We start from the raw sequence: 17,627 nt of genomic DNA, 5'->3' as shown, positions 1-17,627 counted from the left end.
GTTACTCAGGCACAATCAAGCGCTTGCTTGCCATTCAAATAGCAGCAATAATGACTCGCCAATAACAAGAACCATAGGGACGATATGAGCGACGCAAACACAGCAGTACTGCACCAGGCCGCCGATGGCGAGGCCGATCCCCGGCTGATCCAGGCCGCCTTCGAATCCCAGGGGCGGACCGCGCTCAACTGGCGCGGCTCGACCGCCGCCGAGCGCATCGCCCGCGTCAAGCGCCTGCGCGACGCCATGATGGCGCGGCGCGAAGCGTTTTACGACGCCTTCCGCCAGGATTTCCGCAAGTCCCCGGCCGAAGTGGAAGCGTCCGAATTCCTGCCGGTGATGGAGGAAATCCGTCACGTGCTGGGCTCGCTCAAGCGCTGGATGAAGCCGCGCCGGCACTGGCCCACCACCACCATGCTGGGCACTTCGGCCTCGGTGCGGTACCAGCCGCGCGGACGGGTGCTGATCGTCGCGCCATGGAATTATCCGTTGAGCCTGTGTTTCGGACCGCTGGTCTCCGCGCTGGCGGCGGGCAACACGGCGATCATCAAGCCGTCCGAGATGACGCCGGCGGTGTCGGCGCTGATGGCGCAGATCATCGCCGAGGTGTTCCCGGCAGACGAGGTGGCGCTGTTTGAAGGCAGCCAGCCGACTTCGTACGCCCTGCTCCAGCTGCCGTTCGATCATATTTTCTTCACCGGCTCGCCGGCGGTCGGCAAGCTGGTGATGGCCGCCGCCGCCAAGCACCTGACCAGCGTGACGCTGGAGCTGGGCGGCAAGTCGCCGACCATCGTCGACGAGACCGCCAACCTGCAGCTGGCGGCCGAGACGCTGATGTGGGGCAAATTCATCAACAACGGCCAGACCTGCGTGGCGCCGGACCATGTCTACGTGCATGCCGCCGTCAAGCCCGCATTTATCGACGCCTGCCGCAAGGTGCTGCAACTGCGCTACGGCGTCAACGCCGCCGCGCAAAAGCAGAGCCCGGACCTGGCGCGCGTGGTCAACCGGCGCCATACGCAGCGGCTGGCCGGCCTGCTGGCCGACGCCGTGCAGCGCGGCGCCGTGGTGCATACCGGCGGCGAGGTCGACGAGGCGCAGTGCTACATCGCGCCGACGCTGATCGAGAAAATCCCGGCCGGCGCGACCATCCTGTCGGAGGAGATCTTCGGGCCGCTGCTGCCCATCATCGAATACCAGGACTTGGACCGGGTGATCGCCGACATCAACGCCGCGCCCAAGCCGCTGGCGCTGTACATGTGGAGCACGCGCCAGGACAATATCGACAAGGTGCTGAAACAGACCAGCTCGGGCGGCGCCTGCGTCAACCATTGCGTCGCGCATTTCGCGCATGGCAATCTGCCGTTTGGCGGCGTGAACAACTCCGGCATGGGCAGCGCGCATGGCGAATACGGCTTCAAGAGCTTCTCGCACGAGCGCGCGGTGTTACGCTCGTCGCCGCTGATGCTGATCAAGCTGTTCTTCCCGCCCTACACCAAAGGCCGGCTGTGGCTGATCCGCACCGTGGTCAACTCCCTGCGGCTGCCAAAACTGTAAGCAAAAAAAAGCGCCCGGGGTCGTAGTCCCGGGCGCGTTTTGCGTATGACCAGTGCTGCTTAAGCTTTTTTGGCTTTCTTGCGGCGGGCCACAAAGCCCAGCAGGCCGAGGCCGGCACCCAGCAGGCCATAGGTTGCTGGCTCCGGTACGGCAGCCACGGCGATGGTCAGATCCGAACCGTAGGTGCCGCCGGCATTGCCGATGATCTGGCCATCGACTTCAACGAAATAGCTGCCCGCCGACAGGCCCATCGTGGTCAGTTCCCAATTGTCGGTAGGATGCGCGCTGAGACCGGTGGTGGTATTGGTACCCGCATAGGTGTTCAGGATGGCATTGGTGACTGGATCGTATTGCACCAGACTGAAACCGGTGATCAACAGGTCCTTGACCGTGCTCGATTTCAGATAGGTGGAGGTCAGCGAAGCCGACGAGTCGAAGCCGTTCGTCAGGGTGAACATATACTTGTCGACGAACAGGTTGTTGGTCTCGACGCTGGTGAATTCATTGCCGAAATGCGCGTTATAGCCGCCCGACAAGTCCGTTTTCAGGTCCACGGTGACAGTTTTCCCCACCGTCGCAGCGTAAGCGGACGATGCCATCAGGCTTGCGCCTGCGATCATCGACGCGAGCACGATATTTTTGATTTTCATTTTTGGTTTCCGTAGCAGTTAGCAATTAATTAATGAGTTTTCCCGGACGCACTTAACCGGTGACCCAAAGCATAGAGAGATGCATCCTCGACAACTGTGCGTTTGCTTACACAACAAGAAAACTACAAAAATTACAACGACCATGGTTGTTAACAAATTCTGTGGATAAAGCTGTTAACAAGCGCGCCCCGCCTGCACCAGACTATTGTTTTTAAAGGAAATTATTCCATTGCGTAAATTTATCGCAGCAAAAGTTATCCACTGCGCGGTTTAGCTCCTGCTTGCGCCGATTGCAACTTTGCCGCATAATTAGTTGATAATCATTCTCATTAAGCCAGCAAACTGTCCTGCGACGAAGTAGCCAGCCACAAAAACTACTTCAAGGATTTTCATGGCAATGAACAAGACCCCGCTGGCGTTGATGCTGGCGAGTATTTCCCTCTCCCCCGTATGGGCGCAAACCGGCGCGGCGCCGGAGCAAACCCTGCAGGTAGTCACCGTTACCGGCGCCAGCGATACGGGCTACCGCCCCACCTTCTCCACCAGCGCCACCAAGATTGACGCGCCGCTGCGCGACATCCCGCAAACCGTCAACGTGGTGCCGGAGCAATTGCTGCACGATCAAGGCGCGCGTTCGCTGCAGGATGCGCTGAAAAATGTGCCGGGCATCGGCATGTCGACCGGCGACGGCCAACGCGATCAGGTCACCATCCGCGGCTTCAGCGCCATCAGCGACCAATTCGTCGATGGCATGCGCGACGATGCCCTGTATTTCCGCGACCTGTCGAATATCGAGCAGGTGGAAGTCATCAAAGGGCCGGCGTCCGTGCTGTACGGACGCGGCTCATCGGGCGGCATGATCAACCGCATCACCAGGAAACCCGGCATCGACCGCAGCGAGGCCAGTCTGCAAGCGGGTAGCTGGGGCCAGAAACGGGGCGAGTTCGACCTGGCGCGCAATCTAAAGGACAGCGGCGTCGCCTTCCGCGTGACCGGAGCAGTGGAGGATGCCGATAGCTATCGCGACCAGCAATTCCTCAAGCGCGAGGCGGTGGCGCCATCGCTGCAGTTCAAACTGGGTGCGGAGACGCTGTTGCTGCTGCAGGCTGAATACTTGCACGACAAGCGCTTGACCGACTTCGGCAATCCGTCTTACCAGGGGCGCGCAGTGGATGTTCCCGCCAGCACCTATTACGGCGCGGCCAACGCCAGGAATGTCGACTACAGCGCATCCAAAGTCAAAGCCTTCGGTTTCACGCTGGATCACCGCTTTAGCCAGCAATTCTCGATCCGTAATGCCTTCCGCCACTACGATTACACGCTGGACCGCAACAATACGCTGATCGGCTCGGTCAACGAAGCGGCCAAAACCGCCTCGCTGACGCGCGGCAATGTCGCCCGCGACGAAGACGGTTATAGCAACCAGACCGAGCTGACACAGCACGCCGAACTGGCCGGCATGCAGCACACCGTGCTGTACGGCGTGGAATTCGGCAAGCAGAACAAGGATCAGCTGGTACGCTCACAAGCCAATATGGCGACCGTCTCATTGTTCAATCCTGTCGCGCCAGTCGTGCCATTTACCGCCGGTGGAGCGCCTACAGCGAACAATACGGGCATCTTCAAGGTCGCCAGCGCTTATGTGCAAGACCTCGTCAGCCTGGCTTCGCAATGGAAAGCGCTGGCTGGCGTGCGCTACGACCGATTTGAGCAGGAGACCGAAGAGCGCCGCGTCGGCGTGGCCAGCGTGGCGCGCACCGACCGCAACTGGAGCCCGCGCGTGGGCCTGGTGTTCCAGCCGAGCGCGGCGCAGTCGTACTACGCCTCATTCAGCCGCTCCTTCCAGCCGTCGGGCGAAGGCTTCGCACTGGCAGTCAATAACGCCGACATCGCACCGGAAACCACCAAAAACAAGGAAATCGGCGCCAAATATGAGTTGTTCGGAGGCCAAGCTTCGGCGGGTGTCTCGCTGTTCCAATTGACGCGTACCAACATGAAATCGTCGGATCCGATCACCAATAAGCTGATTCCTATCGGTACTCAGCGGACCAACGGCCTGGAACTGACGTTCAGCGGCAATCTGGGCGGCGGCTGGCAGGCGTGGTCCGGATATTCCTATCTGGACGCGTCGATGCTGGCGTCGATCGCCAAGGACGACGGCCAGTTCGTACTGGGCAAGCGTCCGACGCTGACGCCGAAACACAGCGCCAACCTGTGGCTGTCCAAGGCGCTGGCCGGCCATTTCGGCATCGGCGGCGGCATGAACTACGTCGGCGACCGCTTTGCCAATCCGGGCAATACGGTGGTCCTGCCAGGCTACCTGACCGTGGACGCGATGGCCTACTACCGCGACAGCGGCATCGACCTGACGCTGAACGTGATGAATTTACTGGATCGCGCGTACATCGTGGCCGGCCACGGCAGCAGCAAGAACCTGAATCTGCCCGGCGCACCGCGCTCGGCGCAATTGACGGCGCGCTACCGCTTTTGATCCGGGTTGTTAACAAATTCTGTGGATAAGCTTGTTAACAAGCCGGACCACCCGATCCTAAGTGCTTGTTTCAGATGAAAAAACCCTCGCTGCGCAAATTTGTCGCAGCGGGAACTTATCCACCGCGCCGGCGCTCGATCAGCTCGAATACGCCCATGCCGGCCAGCATCGCCAGAACGAACAGAATCGCCTTCGGAGAGACCGTTCCCAGCGCTACCAAGGCTGGTCCGGGGCAGAATCCCGCCAATCCCCAACCCGCGCCGAATAATATCGATCCCAGCACCAGGCGGCGGTCGATTTTCGTTGCGGTCGGCAATTTCAATTCTTTGCCCAGCAAAGTGGTTTTACGCCGCGCGGCATAAAGAAAAGCAAAGAATCCAATAAAAACCGCGCCGGCCATGACAAATGCCAGCGATGGATCCCAGGTTCCCGCCAAATCGAGAAAACCTAATACTTTGGCCGGATTCGCCATGCCGGAAATAATCAGCCCGACGCCAAATATCAAACCACAGATGAATGAGATCAACATCACAGATGCCTCAATAAATACACGACGATAAAACCGGCGGCCATAAATATCGCCGTGGCAGCCATTGAACGCGGCGATAAGCGTGATACACCGCAAATACCATGGCCGCTGGTACAACCCGATGCATAACGGGTACCGACGCCAACCACCAGTCCCGCAATCAATACCGTTGTCCAAGACGCATCGACCTGGACTTCAGGTAATGCGTAAAAGATGCCGTAAATAACAGCCGCCAGAATCAGGCCGGCAATGAACGCCAAGCGCCAGGCCACATCCCCCTTATTGGGGCGTAATAAGCCGCCGATGATGCCGCTCACGCCGGCAATCCGGCCATTCACCAGGATTAATATAGCGGCCGCCAGGCCGATCAGCACGCCGCCGGCAAAAGCCGGCCATGGCGTGAAATGCAGGACGTCGATGGTCATTCACACTCTCCCCGGACATGCGCCAGAAAACGGCGCGTACAAGCTAATTTTTAGCATGCTTTCACTCTCCCAACAAACGCAAAGACTCGATCCATGCGTCTTTCCAGGGACGCAGTTCGGCCTGGACGGCGAACGCCTTCTTCAAACGCGGCATCGGCACGCGGTAGACATCATTCAATCCCAACGCCAGCGTCACGGGATTCCACAGGTAGGAATTTTTACCGGCACGCGAATTCTTTCTCACCCTGGCGCCATCGTCGCCGAATATGCCGATGGCGTCGGCCAAGGATTTGGCCAGATCCATTTTCACCATCCCGCCGAATAGATGAATAATTTCCTCCTTGGCCAATCCTTTTGGAACTTCCACTGGTGATTGAATAATCTCCTTGGGATTCAAAATATCTTCAACAAGCTGCGCTATATCCCATTGAAAGAAACGCAGCGCATCCAGCGGCTGGGTAATACCCGGCGGTTTCAATTTAAAAGATATGCGATCGGAGTCGCGCGTCATGCGTATCAAGACGTCAGCACTGCCATCCAAAAGCCGTTTGATATCCTCAACGAAGAATATAGGAGCGGGATAACGCTTGACGCCCTCGGCAAAAAGGCCGCTGTATTCTTCCGAATAATCCAACCACACGTGTGGCGTCAAACCGCCCTCCAGCAAACGTGCCAGATTCCATGGAGTTCCGGTTTTTTCGGCGAGCCATAAACACGTTTCTTCTGCCGTCGCCCAGCTTGGTAATGTCGTTGCAGTCATTTATGCCACCAGCTTTTTATTGTAAGTGGCGTAGTGTATCAGGCGTGCTGTCTCCCGGCTGATCGCGATAGTTTTGATCGAGATCAATTTTTTTTCGAATAGCGCTTGCTAAGCTTCGGGCATGCACTCTTCCCCAGATTTAATCGCTCGCGGCGGCTGCCGCGAGTGTCCAGTCCGCCTTCATTGCCTGCCTGCCAAATTGGACGGTCCGGCACTCCAGCGTTTCGAGCACATCGTCAGCGGACACCTGCCGCTGGCCAAACACCGGAAATTCCTCGTGCAAGACATGCCGTTCACCCATGTCCACGTGCTTCGCAGCGGCCAGTGCAAGGCGGAACATGAAGCGCCGGACGGCGCCCGCAAGGTGGTCGGTTTTTATGGACCCGGACAGATGGTGGGCCTGGAGGGCCTCGGAATGAACGGCCACCGCTTCGACGCCATCACGCTGTGCGACAGCGAGGTGTGTGAAATTCCGTATGCCGATCTGGCGGCGCTGATGGCCGGGCAAGCGCCCTTGCTGGCGCAGTTTCACCTCTTGCTGGGATTGCAATTAAGCCAACTGCAAAGCGCCATGCTGATGAGCGGCGCCACCGCGCAGCAGCGCATCGCCGGCTTCCTGCTGGATTTGAGCCGGCAGCAAGCCGCGCAGGGCGAGTCCGGCGAGTTGTTCAACCTGCGGATGTCGCGCGAAGAGATAGGCTCATATCTGGGGCTCGCGGTGGAAAGCATCAGCCGCGTGCTGACCCGCTTCCGCACCGAGGGCTTGATCAACGTCAGCAACCGCAAGATCGTCCTGCGCGATGCCGCCGGCCTGCGCCGGATGACCGAGCTCCACTCTTAAGCCAGGATCAATCGCCAGCTGGAGCAGGATTGACATTGCCGCTATCAAGGCACCTGCGCCGACACCCATCGTCATCTATGCCCAACCGAACGCGAAGTGAATGTTGGCCTGCCCAGCAGGAATCGAACCTGCGACCCTCAGCTTAGAAGGCTGATGCTCTATCCAACTGAGCTATGGGCAGATATGTCGCGACGAGAATACGTCGCTGAAATGAAAAACGGGCTGTCCTGAGACAACCCGTTTTAAAAGTTCTTGGTCGGAGTACAAGGATTCGAACCTTGGACCCCCTGGTCCCAAACCAGGTGCGCTACCGGGCTGCGCCACACTCCGAAGACGACATTCTAACGCTTGCCACTCGCGCCGTCAATGAAAGGGCCATCTTATTATTTCATTGCTGAAATTTTAAGCAGCCAGCTTTTCCACCTTGTCGGCGATGCGGCGCGCCATCGATTCGGCATCCTTGGCATCACGTGCTTCGACCATCACGCGGATCAAAGGTTCCGTGCCGGAAGCGCGGATCAGCACGCGGCCGCTGTCGCCCAGTTCACGCTCGACCAGCTCTTTTTCCGCGACCATGGCGGCGTTCTTGGTCCAGTCGAAGCCGGGCGCGACGCGCACGTTCACCAGCGTCTGCGGGAAGATCACCAGTTCGCCGGCGCACTGCTCCAGCGAGCGGCCCGAACGCTTCAAGGCCGACAACACCTGCAGCGCCGAGATGATGCCGTCGCCGGTGGTGTGCTTGTCCAGGCACAGCAAGTGGCCAGAGCCTTCGCCGCCCAGGATCCAGCCCTTGTCCTGCATCACTTCCAGCACGTAGCGGTCGCCGACCTTGGCGCGCGCGAAGCCGACGCCCTTCTCCTTGAGCGCCACCTCGACCGCCATATTGGTCATCAAGGTGCCGACCGCGCCGGCGACCGGGCCGGTGGCCATGCGGTCCATCACCATCAGGTACAGCAGCTCGTCGCCGTTGTACAGGCGGCCGTTGGCGTCGCACATGATCAGGCGGTCGGCGTCGCCGTCCAGCGCGATGCCGAGATCGGCGCCATGCGCGCGCACGGCGACGGCCATCGCGTCCGGCGCGGTGGCGCCGTGGCCGAGGTTGATGTTGAAGCCGTCCGGCTTGTTGCCGATGGCGATCACTTCCGCGCCCAGTTCATGGAACACGTGCGGCGCGATGTTGTAGGCGGCGCCGTGGGCGCAGTCGACCACGATCTTCAGGCCGCGCAGGTCCAGCTCGTTCGGGAAGGTGCTCTTGCAGAATTCGATATAGCGGCCCTGGGCGTCGTCCAGGCGCTTGGCGCGGCCCAGTTTTTCCGACGGCACGCAGTTCATCGGCAGGTCCAGCGCCGCCTCGATGTCGAGCTCGACCGAGTCCGGCAGCTTGGTGCCCTGGTCGGAAAAGAATTTGATGCCGTTGTCCTGGAACGGGTTGTGCGAGGCCGAGATGACCACGCCGGCCGACAGGCGCAGCGCGCGCGTCAGGTAGGCGATCGCCGGGGTCGGCATCGGGCCGGCCAGCATGACGTCGACGCCGGCGGCCGAGAAGCCCGCCTCCAGCGCCGCTTCCAGCATGTAGCCGGAGATGCGCGTGTCCTTGCCGATCAACACGGTCGGACGGGCGCCGCCGACGCGCTTGTTGGCCAGCACCTTGCCGGCCGCATAGCCCAGGCGCATGACAAAGTCAGGCGTGATCGGCGATTCGCCGACCAGGCCGCGGATACCATCGGTGCCAAAATATTTACGTGCCATTGTGAGTTCTCTTTATCGTTATTGGTTTTAGTGTGCTGCCTGCCATACCTTGAGCGCGTCCACCGTTTCCGCCACGTCGTGCACGCGGACGATGACGGCGCCCTGCGCCACCGCCGCCAGCGCGCCGCCGACGCTGCCCGCCATGCGCCGCTCGACCGGCTTGTCGACCACGGCGCCGATCATCGATTTGCGCGACAGGCCCGCCAGCAGCGGCATGTCGAGTTCGGCGATCAGGCGGCCGGTGGCTTTGAGCAAGGCGTAATTATGCTCCACCGTCTTGCCAAAACCAAAGCCGGGATCGATGCACAGCCGGCGCGGATCAATGCCGGCGGCGATCATCGCATCCACGCGCTCGCGCAGGAATCCGCTCACCTCGGCGACGACGTCGGCGTACGACGGCGCCAGCTGCATGTGCTGCGGATCGCTTTGCATGTGCATGATACACAAGCCGCAGTCGCTGTCGCGCACCGCATCGATGGCGCCTGGCGCGCGGAAACCGTTGATATCGTTGATCATGTCGACGCCGGCGATGACGGCTTCGCGCATCACCTGCGGCTTGTAGGTGTCGACCGAGATGGCCGGCCCCATGTCGCGCAGCGCGTACAGCACCGGCATGACCCGCTGCAATTCCTGCTCCAGCGGCAGCGGCGGCGCGCCGGGACGGCTGGACTCGCCGCCGACATCGATGATATCGACGCCGTCCAGTATCATTTGCTCGGCATGGGACAGCGCGAATTCCAGCGACTGGTAGTTGCCGCCGTCGGAGAAGGAGTCCGGGGTGACGTTGAGGATGCCCATCACGCGGGCGCGCACGCCGTCGCCCCGCCACGGATAGTTGAATCGGCCAAACTGAAGTGTAGATCGCATGTAGTGCAGAAATAAATACAGGAATAAAAAAGGGCGAGGATCGCTCCTCACCCTTTATGTAGTGAACGCCTTGGCGCTAGTAACTTAGGCCGGTGCGGTCACGCTGGGCGATACGCCCGAGCCGCCATCGCTGGGAGGCTGCTTGCGGATCGTCACGCCCGGCTTCGGTGCGCGCGGCTCCAGGCCGGCCATGATGTCGTTGATCTGGTCGGCGTCGATGGTTTCCCATTCCAGCAGGGCCTTGGTCATCACTTCGACTTTTTCGCGGTTTTCTTCCAGCAGCTTGCGCGCCAGTTGATACTGCGTGTCGAGGATGTTGCGGATCTCGGCGTCGACCATTTGCTGGGTCGCTTCGGAAATCGTCTTCGACGCGCCGCCGAAGAAGCCGTCGTTCTGGCTGTCTTCGTAGACCATCACGCCCATGCTGTCGGACATGCCAAAGCGGGTCACCATCGAGCGGGCCAGCTTGGTGGCGCGCGAGAAGTCGTTCGAGGCGCCGGTCGACATCTGGCCGACGAAGATTTCCTCGGCGATGCGGCCGCCGAACAGGATGGAAATTTCTTCCAGCATCTTGTCCTTGTAGCCCGAAATATTGTCGTGCTCCGGCAGCTGCCAGGTCAGGCCCAGTGCCCAGCCGCGCGGCATGATGGTCACTTTGTGGACCGGATCGGCCTTCGGCAGCAGCTTGGCGACCACGGCGTGGCCGGACTCGTGGTACGCGGTGTTGCGGCGCTCTTCCTCGCGGATCACCATCGACTTGCGCTCCGGGCCCATGAAGATCTTGTCTTTCGCATCTTCGAAGTCGGCCATGTCGACCAGGCGCTTGCTGCGGCGCGCCGCGAACAGTGCCGCCTCGTTGACCAGGTTGGCCAGGTCGGCGCCCGAGAAGCCGGGGGTGCCGCGGGCCAGGATGTCGGCCTTGACGTCGGTGCCGATAGGCACTTTGCGCATGTGCACGTTCAGGATCTGCTCGCGGCCGCGGATGTCCGGCAGGCCGACCGAGACCTGGCGGTCGAAACGGCCCGGACGCAGCAGCGCCTTGTCCAGCACGTCGGCGCGGTTGGTGGCGGCCACCACGATCACGCCGGACGAGGCTTCGAAACCGTCCATCTCGACCAGCAGCTGGTTCAGCGTCTGTTCGCGTTCGTCGTTGCCGCCGCCCATGCCGGCGCCGCGATGACGGCCGACCGCGTCGATCTCGTCGATGAAGATGATGCAAGGCGAATGTTTCTTGGCGTTCTCGAACATGTCGCGCACGCGGGAGGCGCCCACGCCGACGAACATTTCAACGAAGTCCGAACCGGAGATCGAGAAGAACGGCACTTTCGCTTCGCCGGCGATGGCGCGCGCCAGCAGGGTTTTACCCGTACCCGGAGGACCGACCATCAGCACCCCGCGCGGAATGCGGCCGCCCAGTTTCTGGAACTTGCTTGGATCTTTCAGGAAATCGACGATTTCGTTGACTTCTTCCTTCGCTTCGTCGCAACCGGCGACGTCGGCGAAGGTGACGGTGTTATTGGTTTCGTCCATCATGCGCGCCTTCGACTTGCCGAAGGAGAACGCGCCGCCCTTGCCGCCGCCCTGCATCTGCCGCATGAAGAAGATCCACACGCCGATCAGCAACAGCATCGGGAACCAAGAGACGAAGACTTGCTGCAGGAACGAAGGCTCTTCCGGCGGACGCACGTCGAAGTGCACGCCATTCTCGCGCAGGTCGCCGACCAGGCCGCGGTCCAGCGAGGTCGCGGTGGTGCGGACCTTGGTGTCGTCGCTGCGGGTCGCGGTGATGCTGGCGCCTTCGATCACGACGTCCTTGATGCGCTTGGCTTTCACCTCATCCAGCAAATCGGAATAAGCGATGGTCTTAGCGCCGCCGGCAACGCCATGGCTGTCGAACTGCTTGTACAGCATGAGCAGCAGCAGTACCACGACTACCCAGATGGCTGATTTGGAAAACATGTTATTCACGAAAACTCCTTGGATGCGGGGCGCATCTTTTAACCTATAGCTAGAAACCCGATTTTACTCGCAATAAGCAGGCGGTGCCAGAAGCCCACTCGTGCGCGGGGGTGTAAACCCAGCGGAAAAACACATTATTTGACCAAAATACCGATGCAATCAAGACAAAAGTGCTTTTCCCTGCTTGGATGTGCGGCCCGTAGCGCAAAAATCAAGGGTGGAATTCGTCGGAATCGAGCGGCTGCGCCGATGCCATGCCGTCGGTCGGATTTTTCAAGCCCCGGCCCAGCAGGAAGATTTCCGAGGATTTATCCCGGCTGGCTTTCGGTTTTTTCTGGACCACGGTTTTGAATTCGCGGCGGAATTTCAGCACAATATCGTTAAAACCCATGTCTTTAAAACATTTCACCAGCAGCGAGCCACTGGGTTTCAAATGGGCTTGAGAGAATTCGATCGCCAGATCGATCAAATGTTCCATGCGCGCGGCGTCGGACGAGGCGATGCCGGACAGGTTGGGCGCCATATCCGATAACACAACGTCAACTTTCTTGCCTTTGACATGGTCTTCCAGCTGCTGCAGCACCTCGGCTTCGCGGAAATCGCCCTGGATAAAGTGGAAATCGGCGATCGGCTCCATCGGCAGCATGTCGAGGCCGATCAGCGTGCCGTTGATGCCGCCGCCCTCGGCGCCGGCCAGCTTGCGGCGCACGTACTGGCCCCAGCTGCCCGGCGTGCAGCCGAGGTCGACGATGACCTGGCCGGGCACGATCAGCTTCTCGTCCTCATCGATCTCCTTGAGCTTGAAAGCGGCGCGGGCGCGGTAGCCCTCTTTTTGCGCTAATTTCACGTAAGGGTCGTTAATGTGGTCGTGTAACCAGTTTTTGTTTAATTTCTTCTTCTTCATTCGCGTAGAATACTGCCTTTAAGGGAACTACTAAAAATTATTATGCTAAAACTTACACCCGTTGAGCGCAGCGCCCTGCGCGCCGAAGCTCATGGCCTCAAACCCGTCGTCATGATCGGCGAATCGGGCCTGACCGCGAACGTCCTCAAGGAAATCGCCCTCGGCCTCGACTCGCACGGCCTGATCAAGGTGCGCGTGTTCGGCGACGACCGCGAAGCCCGCGCCGCCATGTACGACACCATCTGCGAACAGCTCGGTGCGGCGCCGGTGCAACACATCGGCAAGCTGCTGGTGCTGTACCGTCCGAAGGTCGAAGCGGAAAAAGCCCGCTCGACGTCCGGCAAGGGCCTGCGCGAAGTGACCATCGTCAAGCCTAGCCCGAGTGGCACCAAACGTCCGTCGGTGACCAAGGTACTGCTCAAGGGGAATGAACGCGTGACCCAAGGCGGCAACATCAAACGCGCCAAGCCACTGCAGAAGTCGACCAAGAAGAGCGCACTGGGCAGCAAATAAGCCCTGCGCCGTAGTCGTTCCCGCGCAAGCGGGAATCCATGCTGACCTTGCCAGGCAAGCGCTCCATGGATTCCCGCGTACGCGAGAATGACGAAATTCTACTGTTTCACCACCAGCCACGCGGCCAGCAGGCTCTGCACCAGATAAATACTGCTGGAAATGCCGTGCAGCATGCCAAATTCATTCCTAGCAGCCCCTTCCATGACACCGCCCGGCCCCGCCGCGGCCCGCAACGCGGCCATCATCGGCTGCAGGCCGAAGTGCGAGATCAGGGTGCACAACAGCATCACCAACACCACCAGCAACAGATTGCGGCGCGCCTTGGCGGCCGTGTTGGCGGCCGAACCGGCGAAGATGCCGCCGGTCTCGGCGCCCTTGCTGATCCACAGCAGCACCAGCATCACCAGCGCGCAGGCGATCGACAGCCAGGCTTGATTCTTGAACAGGCTGGCGGCAATGGTGCCGGCCAGCACGCGGTCGCTCAGGGTGGCGAACAGCGTCGGCGCGGCCAGGTAGCCGACCGCCCACAGACTGCCGGCCCACAGGGTCGCGACCAGCAAACGGGTGCGCGCGAGTAACATCAGATGTAACGCACTTCCAGGATTTCGTATTCGCGCGGGCCGGACGGGGCCTGCACTTCCACCACGTCGCCGGCCGACTTGCCGATCAGCGCGCGGGCGATCGGCGAGGTCACCGATACCTTGCTCAGTTTCAAGTCCGCTTCGTCCAGGCCGACGATCTGGTAGGTCACTTTCGCGCCCGAGTCCAGGTCTTCCAGGTCCACGGTCGATGCGAACACCACGCGGCCGTCCGCATCCAGCGTGGTCGGGTCGATGACTTGCGCGGCGCTCAACTTGCCTTCCAGTTCGGCGATGCGGCCTTCAACGAACGCCTGGCGCTCCTTGGCGGCATCGTACTCGGCGTTTTCCGACAGGTCGCCATGCGAGCGTGCTTCGGCAATCGCGTCGATCACGATACGGCGTTCTTTGGTCTTCAACTGATGCAACTCTTCTTTCAAGAGTTCTGCGCCGAACTTGGTAAGTGGAACTGAAGTCATGTTGTTTATTTACTCTGTTTTTACAATGGAAAACCACAGAGGCCACGCCAACCTGCAGCGCGAGCTCTGTGGTTAAAAGGTCTGACAGCGAGCCGTCAGAGAACCTTAGTGTAAGGTTTTATGCAGCCCTTGTAAATCGTACACTTGCAATTCGTCGAGGTGACGCATGCCCTCCACCGCCGCTTCGGCGCCGGCGATGGTGGTGTAGGTGGTCACGCGCGAGGCCAGCGACGAGGTGCGGATGGCGCGCGAGTCCGTGATGGCGCTGCGCTTTTCCTCAACCGTGTTGATGACCAGGACAATCTCGTGGTTCTTGATCATGTCGACCACGTGCGGACGGCCCTCGGCCACCTTGTTGACCGGCGTGACCGGAATGCCGGCCGCCGCGATCACGGCGGCGGTGCCCTTGGTGGCCACCAGCGTGAAGCCGATCGCCACCAGGTCGCGCGCCACTTGTACCGCGCGCGGCTTGTCCGACGCCTTCACCGACAGGAATACCTTGCCCGACTTCGGCAGCTTGATGCCGGCGCCCAGCTGCGACTTGACGAAGGCTTCGCCGAAGGTCTTGCCGACGCCCATGACTTCACCGGTCGATTTCATCTCAGGTCCGAGGATGGTGTCGACGCCCGGGAATTTCACGAACGGGAACACGGCTTCCTTGACGCTGAAGTAAGGCGGCACGACTTCCTTGGTGATGCCTTGCGCGGCCAGGGTCTGGCCGACCATGCAGCGGGCGGCGATCTTGGCCAGCTGCAGGCCGGTCGCCTTCGACACGAACGGCACGGTGCGCGATGCGCGCGGGTTCACTTCCAGCACGTAGACCACGTCCTGGCCGTCCTGCTTCTGGATCGCGAACTGCACGTTCATCAGGCCGACCACGTTCAGGCCCTTGGCCATCAGCGCGGTCTGGCGCTTCAGTTCATCGATGGTCTCCTGCGCCAGCGAGTAAGGCGGCAGCGAGCAGGCGGAGTCGCCCGAGTGCACGCCGGCTTGCTCGATGTGTTCCATCACGCCGCCGATGAAGGTGGTTTCGCCGTCGGAGATGCAATCGACGTCGCACTCGATGGCGTCGTTCAGGAAGCGGTCCAGCAGCACCGGCGAATCGTGCGATACCTTGACCGCTTCGCGCATGTAGCGTTCCAGGTCGCGCTGCTCGTGGACGATTTCCATCGCGCGGCCGCCCAGCACGTACGAAGGACGCACCACCAGCGGGTAGCCGATTTCCTGTGCCAGCGCCAGGGCGTCGGCTTCGGTGCGCGCGGTGCGGTTAGGCGGCTGGCGCAGGTTCAGCTTGTGCAGCAATTGCTGGAAACGCTCGCGGTCTTCGGCCGCGTCGATCATGTCCGGCGAGGTGCCGACGATAGGCACGCCGTTGGCTTCCAGGTCCAGCGCCAGTTTCAACGGGGTCTGGCCGCCGTACTGCACGATCACGCCGACCGGTTTTTCCAGTTCGACGATTTCCAGCACGTCTTCCAGGGTCAGCGATTCGAAGTACAGGCGATCCGAGGTATCGTAGTCGGTCGACACGGTCTCCGGATTGCAGTTGACCATGATGGTCTCGTAGCCGTCTTCGCGCATCGCCAGCGCCGCGTGCACGCAGCAGTAGTCGAATTCGATACCCTGGCCGATACGATTAGGGCCACCGCCCAGCACCATGATCTTTTTCTTGTCGGTCGGGTTGGACTCGCACTCTTCATCGTAGGTCGAGTACATATACGCGGTGTTGGTCGAGAACTCGGCCGCGCAGGTATCGACGCGCTTGTACACCGGACGGATGTCGAGCTCATGGCGCTTGGCGCGCACGGCCTTGGCATCGGTCTGCAGCAGGAACGCCAGGCGGCGGTCCGAGAAGCCTTTTTGCTTCAGCTTGTACAGCGTGGTGCGGTCGATCTGCTCCAGCTTCTGCGTGTCCATCCACAGTTCCAGGTCGACGATCTCTTTAATCTGGATCAGGAACCATGGATCGATCTTGGTCAGCGCGTGCACTTCTTCCAGCGTGAAGCCCTGGGCGAAGGCGTCGCCCACGTACCAGATGCGCTCGGGACCAGGCTCGCCCAGTTCCTCTTCGATCTTCTCGCGGTCCTTGGTTTTTTCGTTCAGGCCGTCGACGCCGACTTCCAGGCCGCGCAGCGCTTTCTGGAACGATTCCTGGAAGGTGCGGCCGATCGCCATCACTTCGCCGACCGATTTCATTTGCGTGGTCAGGTGGTGGTCGGCGGTCGGGAATTTCTCGAACGTGAAGCGCGGGATCTTGGTGACGACGTAGTCGATCGACGGCTCGAACGAGGCCGGGGTCGCGCCGCCGGTGATCTCGTTGCGCAGCTCGTCCAGCGTGAAGCCCACCGCCAGCTTGGCCGCGACCTTGGCGATCGGGAAGCCGGTGGCTTTCGATGCCAGCGCCGACGAACGCGATACGCGCGGATTCATTTCGATGACGATCATGCGGCCGTCGGCCGGGTTGATCGAGAACTGCACGTTCGAGCCGCCGGTGTCGACGCCGATCTCGCGCAGCACCGCCAGCGAGGCGTTGCGCATGATCTGGTATTCCTTGTCGGTCAGTGTCTGCGCCGGCGCGACCGTGATCGAGTCGCCGGTGTGCACGCCCATCGGATCCAGGTTTTCGATCGAGCAGATGATGATGCAGTTGTCCGCCTTGTCGCGCACCACTTCCATCTCGTACTCTTTCCAGCCCAGCAGCGATTCCTCGATCAGCAGCTCGTTGGTCGGCGAGGCTTCCAGGCCGCGCTTGCAGATGGCTTCGAATTCTTCTTCGTTGTAGGCGATGCCGCCGCCGCTGCCGCCCATCGTGAACGACGGACGGATGATGGTCGGGAAGCCCACTTCGCGCTGCACGGCCCACGATTCCTCCAGCGAGTGCGCCACGCCGGAACGGGCGGAGCCCAGGCCGATCTTGGTCATCGCGTCCTTGAACTTGGAGCGGTCTTCGGCCTTGTCGATGGCTTCCGGGGTGGCGCCGATCAGTTCAACCTTGTACTTGTCCAGGATGCCGTGGCGATGCAGGTCCAGCGCGCAGTTCAGCGCGGTCTGGCCGCCCATGGTCGGCAGGATCGCGTCCGGCTTTTCCTTGGCGATGATCTTCTCGACGACTTGCCAGGTGATCGGCTCGACGTAGGTGACGTCGGCCATCTCCGGGTCGGTCATGATGGTCGCAGGGTTGCTGTTGACCAGGATGACGCGGTAGCCTTCTTCGCGCAGGGCCTTGCAGGCCTGTGCGCCGGAATAATCGAACTCGCAAGCCTGACCGATGATGATCGGGCCAGCGCCAATAATCAGAATACTTTTAATGTCTGTACGTTTAGGCATC

The 17,627-nt window shown here is 60.8% G+C and carries 15 protein-coding genes and 2 tRNA genes; 4 read left to right on the top strand and 13 right to left on the bottom strand.

The genetic code is table 11. From position 1 onward, the window contains the following. Positions 1–84: 84 nt before the first annotated feature. The gene (locus ACEN9F_RS30000; RefSeq protein ID WP_413426191.1) at positions 85–1,557 is read left to right on the top strand and encodes an aldehyde dehydrogenase family protein; all 1,473 of its coding nucleotides are present in this window, start codon (positions 85–87) and stop codon (positions 1,555–1,557) included. A 59-nt stretch (positions 1,558–1,616) separates the two neighbouring features. On the opposite strand, the gene ACEN9F_RS29995 is transcribed toward ACEN9F_RS30000, so the two are convergent. Continuing rightward, positions 1,617–2,207, bottom strand: coding sequence for an FxDxF family PEP-CTERM protein (locus ACEN9F_RS29995; protein ID WP_413426189.1), 591 nt, complete (start codon positions 2,205–2,207; stop codon positions 1,617–1,619). A 391-nt stretch (positions 2,208–2,598) separates the two neighbouring features. On the opposite strand from ACEN9F_RS29995, the gene ACEN9F_RS29990 reads away from it, so the two are divergent. Further along, on the top strand, positions 2,599–4,698 hold the full coding sequence (locus tag ACEN9F_RS29990; RefSeq protein WP_413426187.1) for a TonB-dependent receptor: 2,100 nt from the start codon (positions 2,599–2,601) through the stop codon (positions 4,696–4,698). A gap of 115 nt (positions 4,699–4,813) precedes the next feature. On the opposite strand, the gene ACEN9F_RS29985 is transcribed toward ACEN9F_RS29990, so the two are convergent. The 3 genes from ACEN9F_RS29985 to ACEN9F_RS29975 all read right to left on the bottom strand — a co-directional run bounded on the left by ACEN9F_RS29985 (position 4,814) and on the right by ACEN9F_RS29975 (position 6,412). Further along, a complete protein-coding gene (locus tag ACEN9F_RS29985) occupies positions 4,814–5,227 on the bottom strand; it encodes a DUF6691 family protein (protein WP_413426185.1) in 414 nt (137 codons plus the stop codon). Further along, positions 5,227–5,652, bottom strand: coding sequence for a YeeE/YedE family protein (locus ACEN9F_RS29980; protein ID WP_413426183.1), 426 nt, complete (start codon positions 5,650–5,652; stop codon positions 5,227–5,229). The genes ACEN9F_RS29985 and ACEN9F_RS29980 overlap by 1 nt, the downstream gene beginning before the upstream one ends. 61 nt (positions 5,653–5,713) lie before the next feature. Next, entirely contained in the window at positions 5,714–6,412 is a 699-nt protein-coding gene (locus tag ACEN9F_RS29975) for a hypothetical protein (RefSeq protein WP_413426181.1), read from the bottom strand. A 199-nt stretch (positions 6,413–6,611) separates the two neighbouring features. Here ACEN9F_RS29975 and ACEN9F_RS29970 point away from each other — a divergent pair, with 199 nt between their 5' ends. Next, on the top strand, positions 6,612–7,253 hold the full coding sequence (locus ACEN9F_RS29970; protein ID WP_413426180.1) for a Crp/Fnr family transcriptional regulator: 642 nt from the start codon (positions 6,612–6,614) through the stop codon (positions 7,251–7,253). Positions 7,254–7,357: 104 nt separating this feature from the next. Here the strand turns inward: ACEN9F_RS29970 and ACEN9F_RS29965 are convergent. The 6 genes from ACEN9F_RS29965 to ACEN9F_RS29940 all read right to left on the bottom strand — a co-directional run bounded on the left by ACEN9F_RS29965 (position 7,358) and on the right by ACEN9F_RS29940 (position 12,732). Beyond that, positions 7,358–7,434: transfer RNA gene (locus ACEN9F_RS29965), tRNA-Arg, on the bottom strand. Between the two features lie 72 nt (positions 7,435–7,506). Further along, positions 7,507–7,583: transfer RNA gene (locus ACEN9F_RS29960), tRNA-Pro, on the bottom strand. Between the two features lie 72 nt (positions 7,584–7,655). Beyond that, positions 7,656–9,002 (bottom strand): phosphoglucosamine mutase, encoded by a 1,347-nt coding sequence (gene glmM / locus ACEN9F_RS29955; RefSeq protein ID WP_413426178.1) that lies wholly within the window; start codon positions 9,000–9,002, stop codon positions 7,656–7,658. 27 nt (positions 9,003–9,029) lie between these two features. Then, positions 9,030–9,869: a dihydropteroate synthase gene (gene folP / locus ACEN9F_RS29950; protein WP_413426176.1), complete on the bottom strand. Its 840-nt coding sequence runs from the start codon at positions 9,867–9,869 to the stop codon at positions 9,030–9,032. 84 nt (positions 9,870–9,953) lie between these two features. Continuing rightward, on the bottom strand, positions 9,954–11,837 hold the full coding sequence (gene ftsH, locus ACEN9F_RS29945; protein ID WP_413426174.1) for an ATP-dependent zinc metalloprotease FtsH: 1,884 nt from the start codon (positions 11,835–11,837) through the stop codon (positions 9,954–9,956). Between the two features lie 202 nt (positions 11,838–12,039). Next, positions 12,040–12,732, bottom strand: coding sequence for an RlmE family RNA methyltransferase (locus ACEN9F_RS29940; RefSeq protein ID WP_413426172.1), 693 nt, complete (start codon positions 12,730–12,732; stop codon positions 12,040–12,042). 42 nt (positions 12,733–12,774) lie between these two features. On the opposite strand from ACEN9F_RS29940, the gene ACEN9F_RS29935 reads away from it, so the two are divergent. After that, the gene (locus tag ACEN9F_RS29935; protein WP_413426170.1) at positions 12,775–13,245 is read left to right on the top strand and encodes a YhbY family RNA-binding protein; all 471 of its coding nucleotides are present in this window, start codon (positions 12,775–12,777) and stop codon (positions 13,243–13,245) included. A 98-nt stretch (positions 13,246–13,343) separates the two neighbouring features. On the opposite strand, the gene ACEN9F_RS29930 is transcribed toward ACEN9F_RS29935, so the two are convergent. From ACEN9F_RS29930 to carB, 3 genes are all read right to left on the bottom strand, one after another. Further along, positions 13,344–13,826, bottom strand: coding sequence for a DUF4149 domain-containing protein (locus tag ACEN9F_RS29930; protein WP_413426168.1), 483 nt, complete (start codon positions 13,824–13,826; stop codon positions 13,344–13,346). Further along, positions 13,826–14,302, bottom strand: coding sequence for a transcription elongation factor GreA (greA, locus tag ACEN9F_RS29925; protein WP_413426166.1), 477 nt, complete (start codon positions 14,300–14,302; stop codon positions 13,826–13,828). Before greA ends, ACEN9F_RS29930 begins: the two co-directional genes overlap by 1 nt. 105 nt (positions 14,303–14,407) lie before the next feature. Beyond that, positions 14,408–17,626 (bottom strand): carbamoyl-phosphate synthase large subunit, encoded by a 3,219-nt coding sequence (gene carB, locus ACEN9F_RS29920; protein ID WP_413426164.1) that lies wholly within the window; start codon positions 17,624–17,626, stop codon positions 14,408–14,410. Position 17,627: the final 1 nt, after the last annotated feature.

This window comes from Duganella sp. CT11-25 (genome assembly GCF_047302815.1).
In the GTDB taxonomy this organism is placed as follows: Bacteria; Pseudomonadota; Gammaproteobacteria; order Burkholderiales; family Burkholderiaceae_D; genus Rugamonas.
This window is presented reverse-complemented; position numbering and strand designations above follow the sequence as displayed.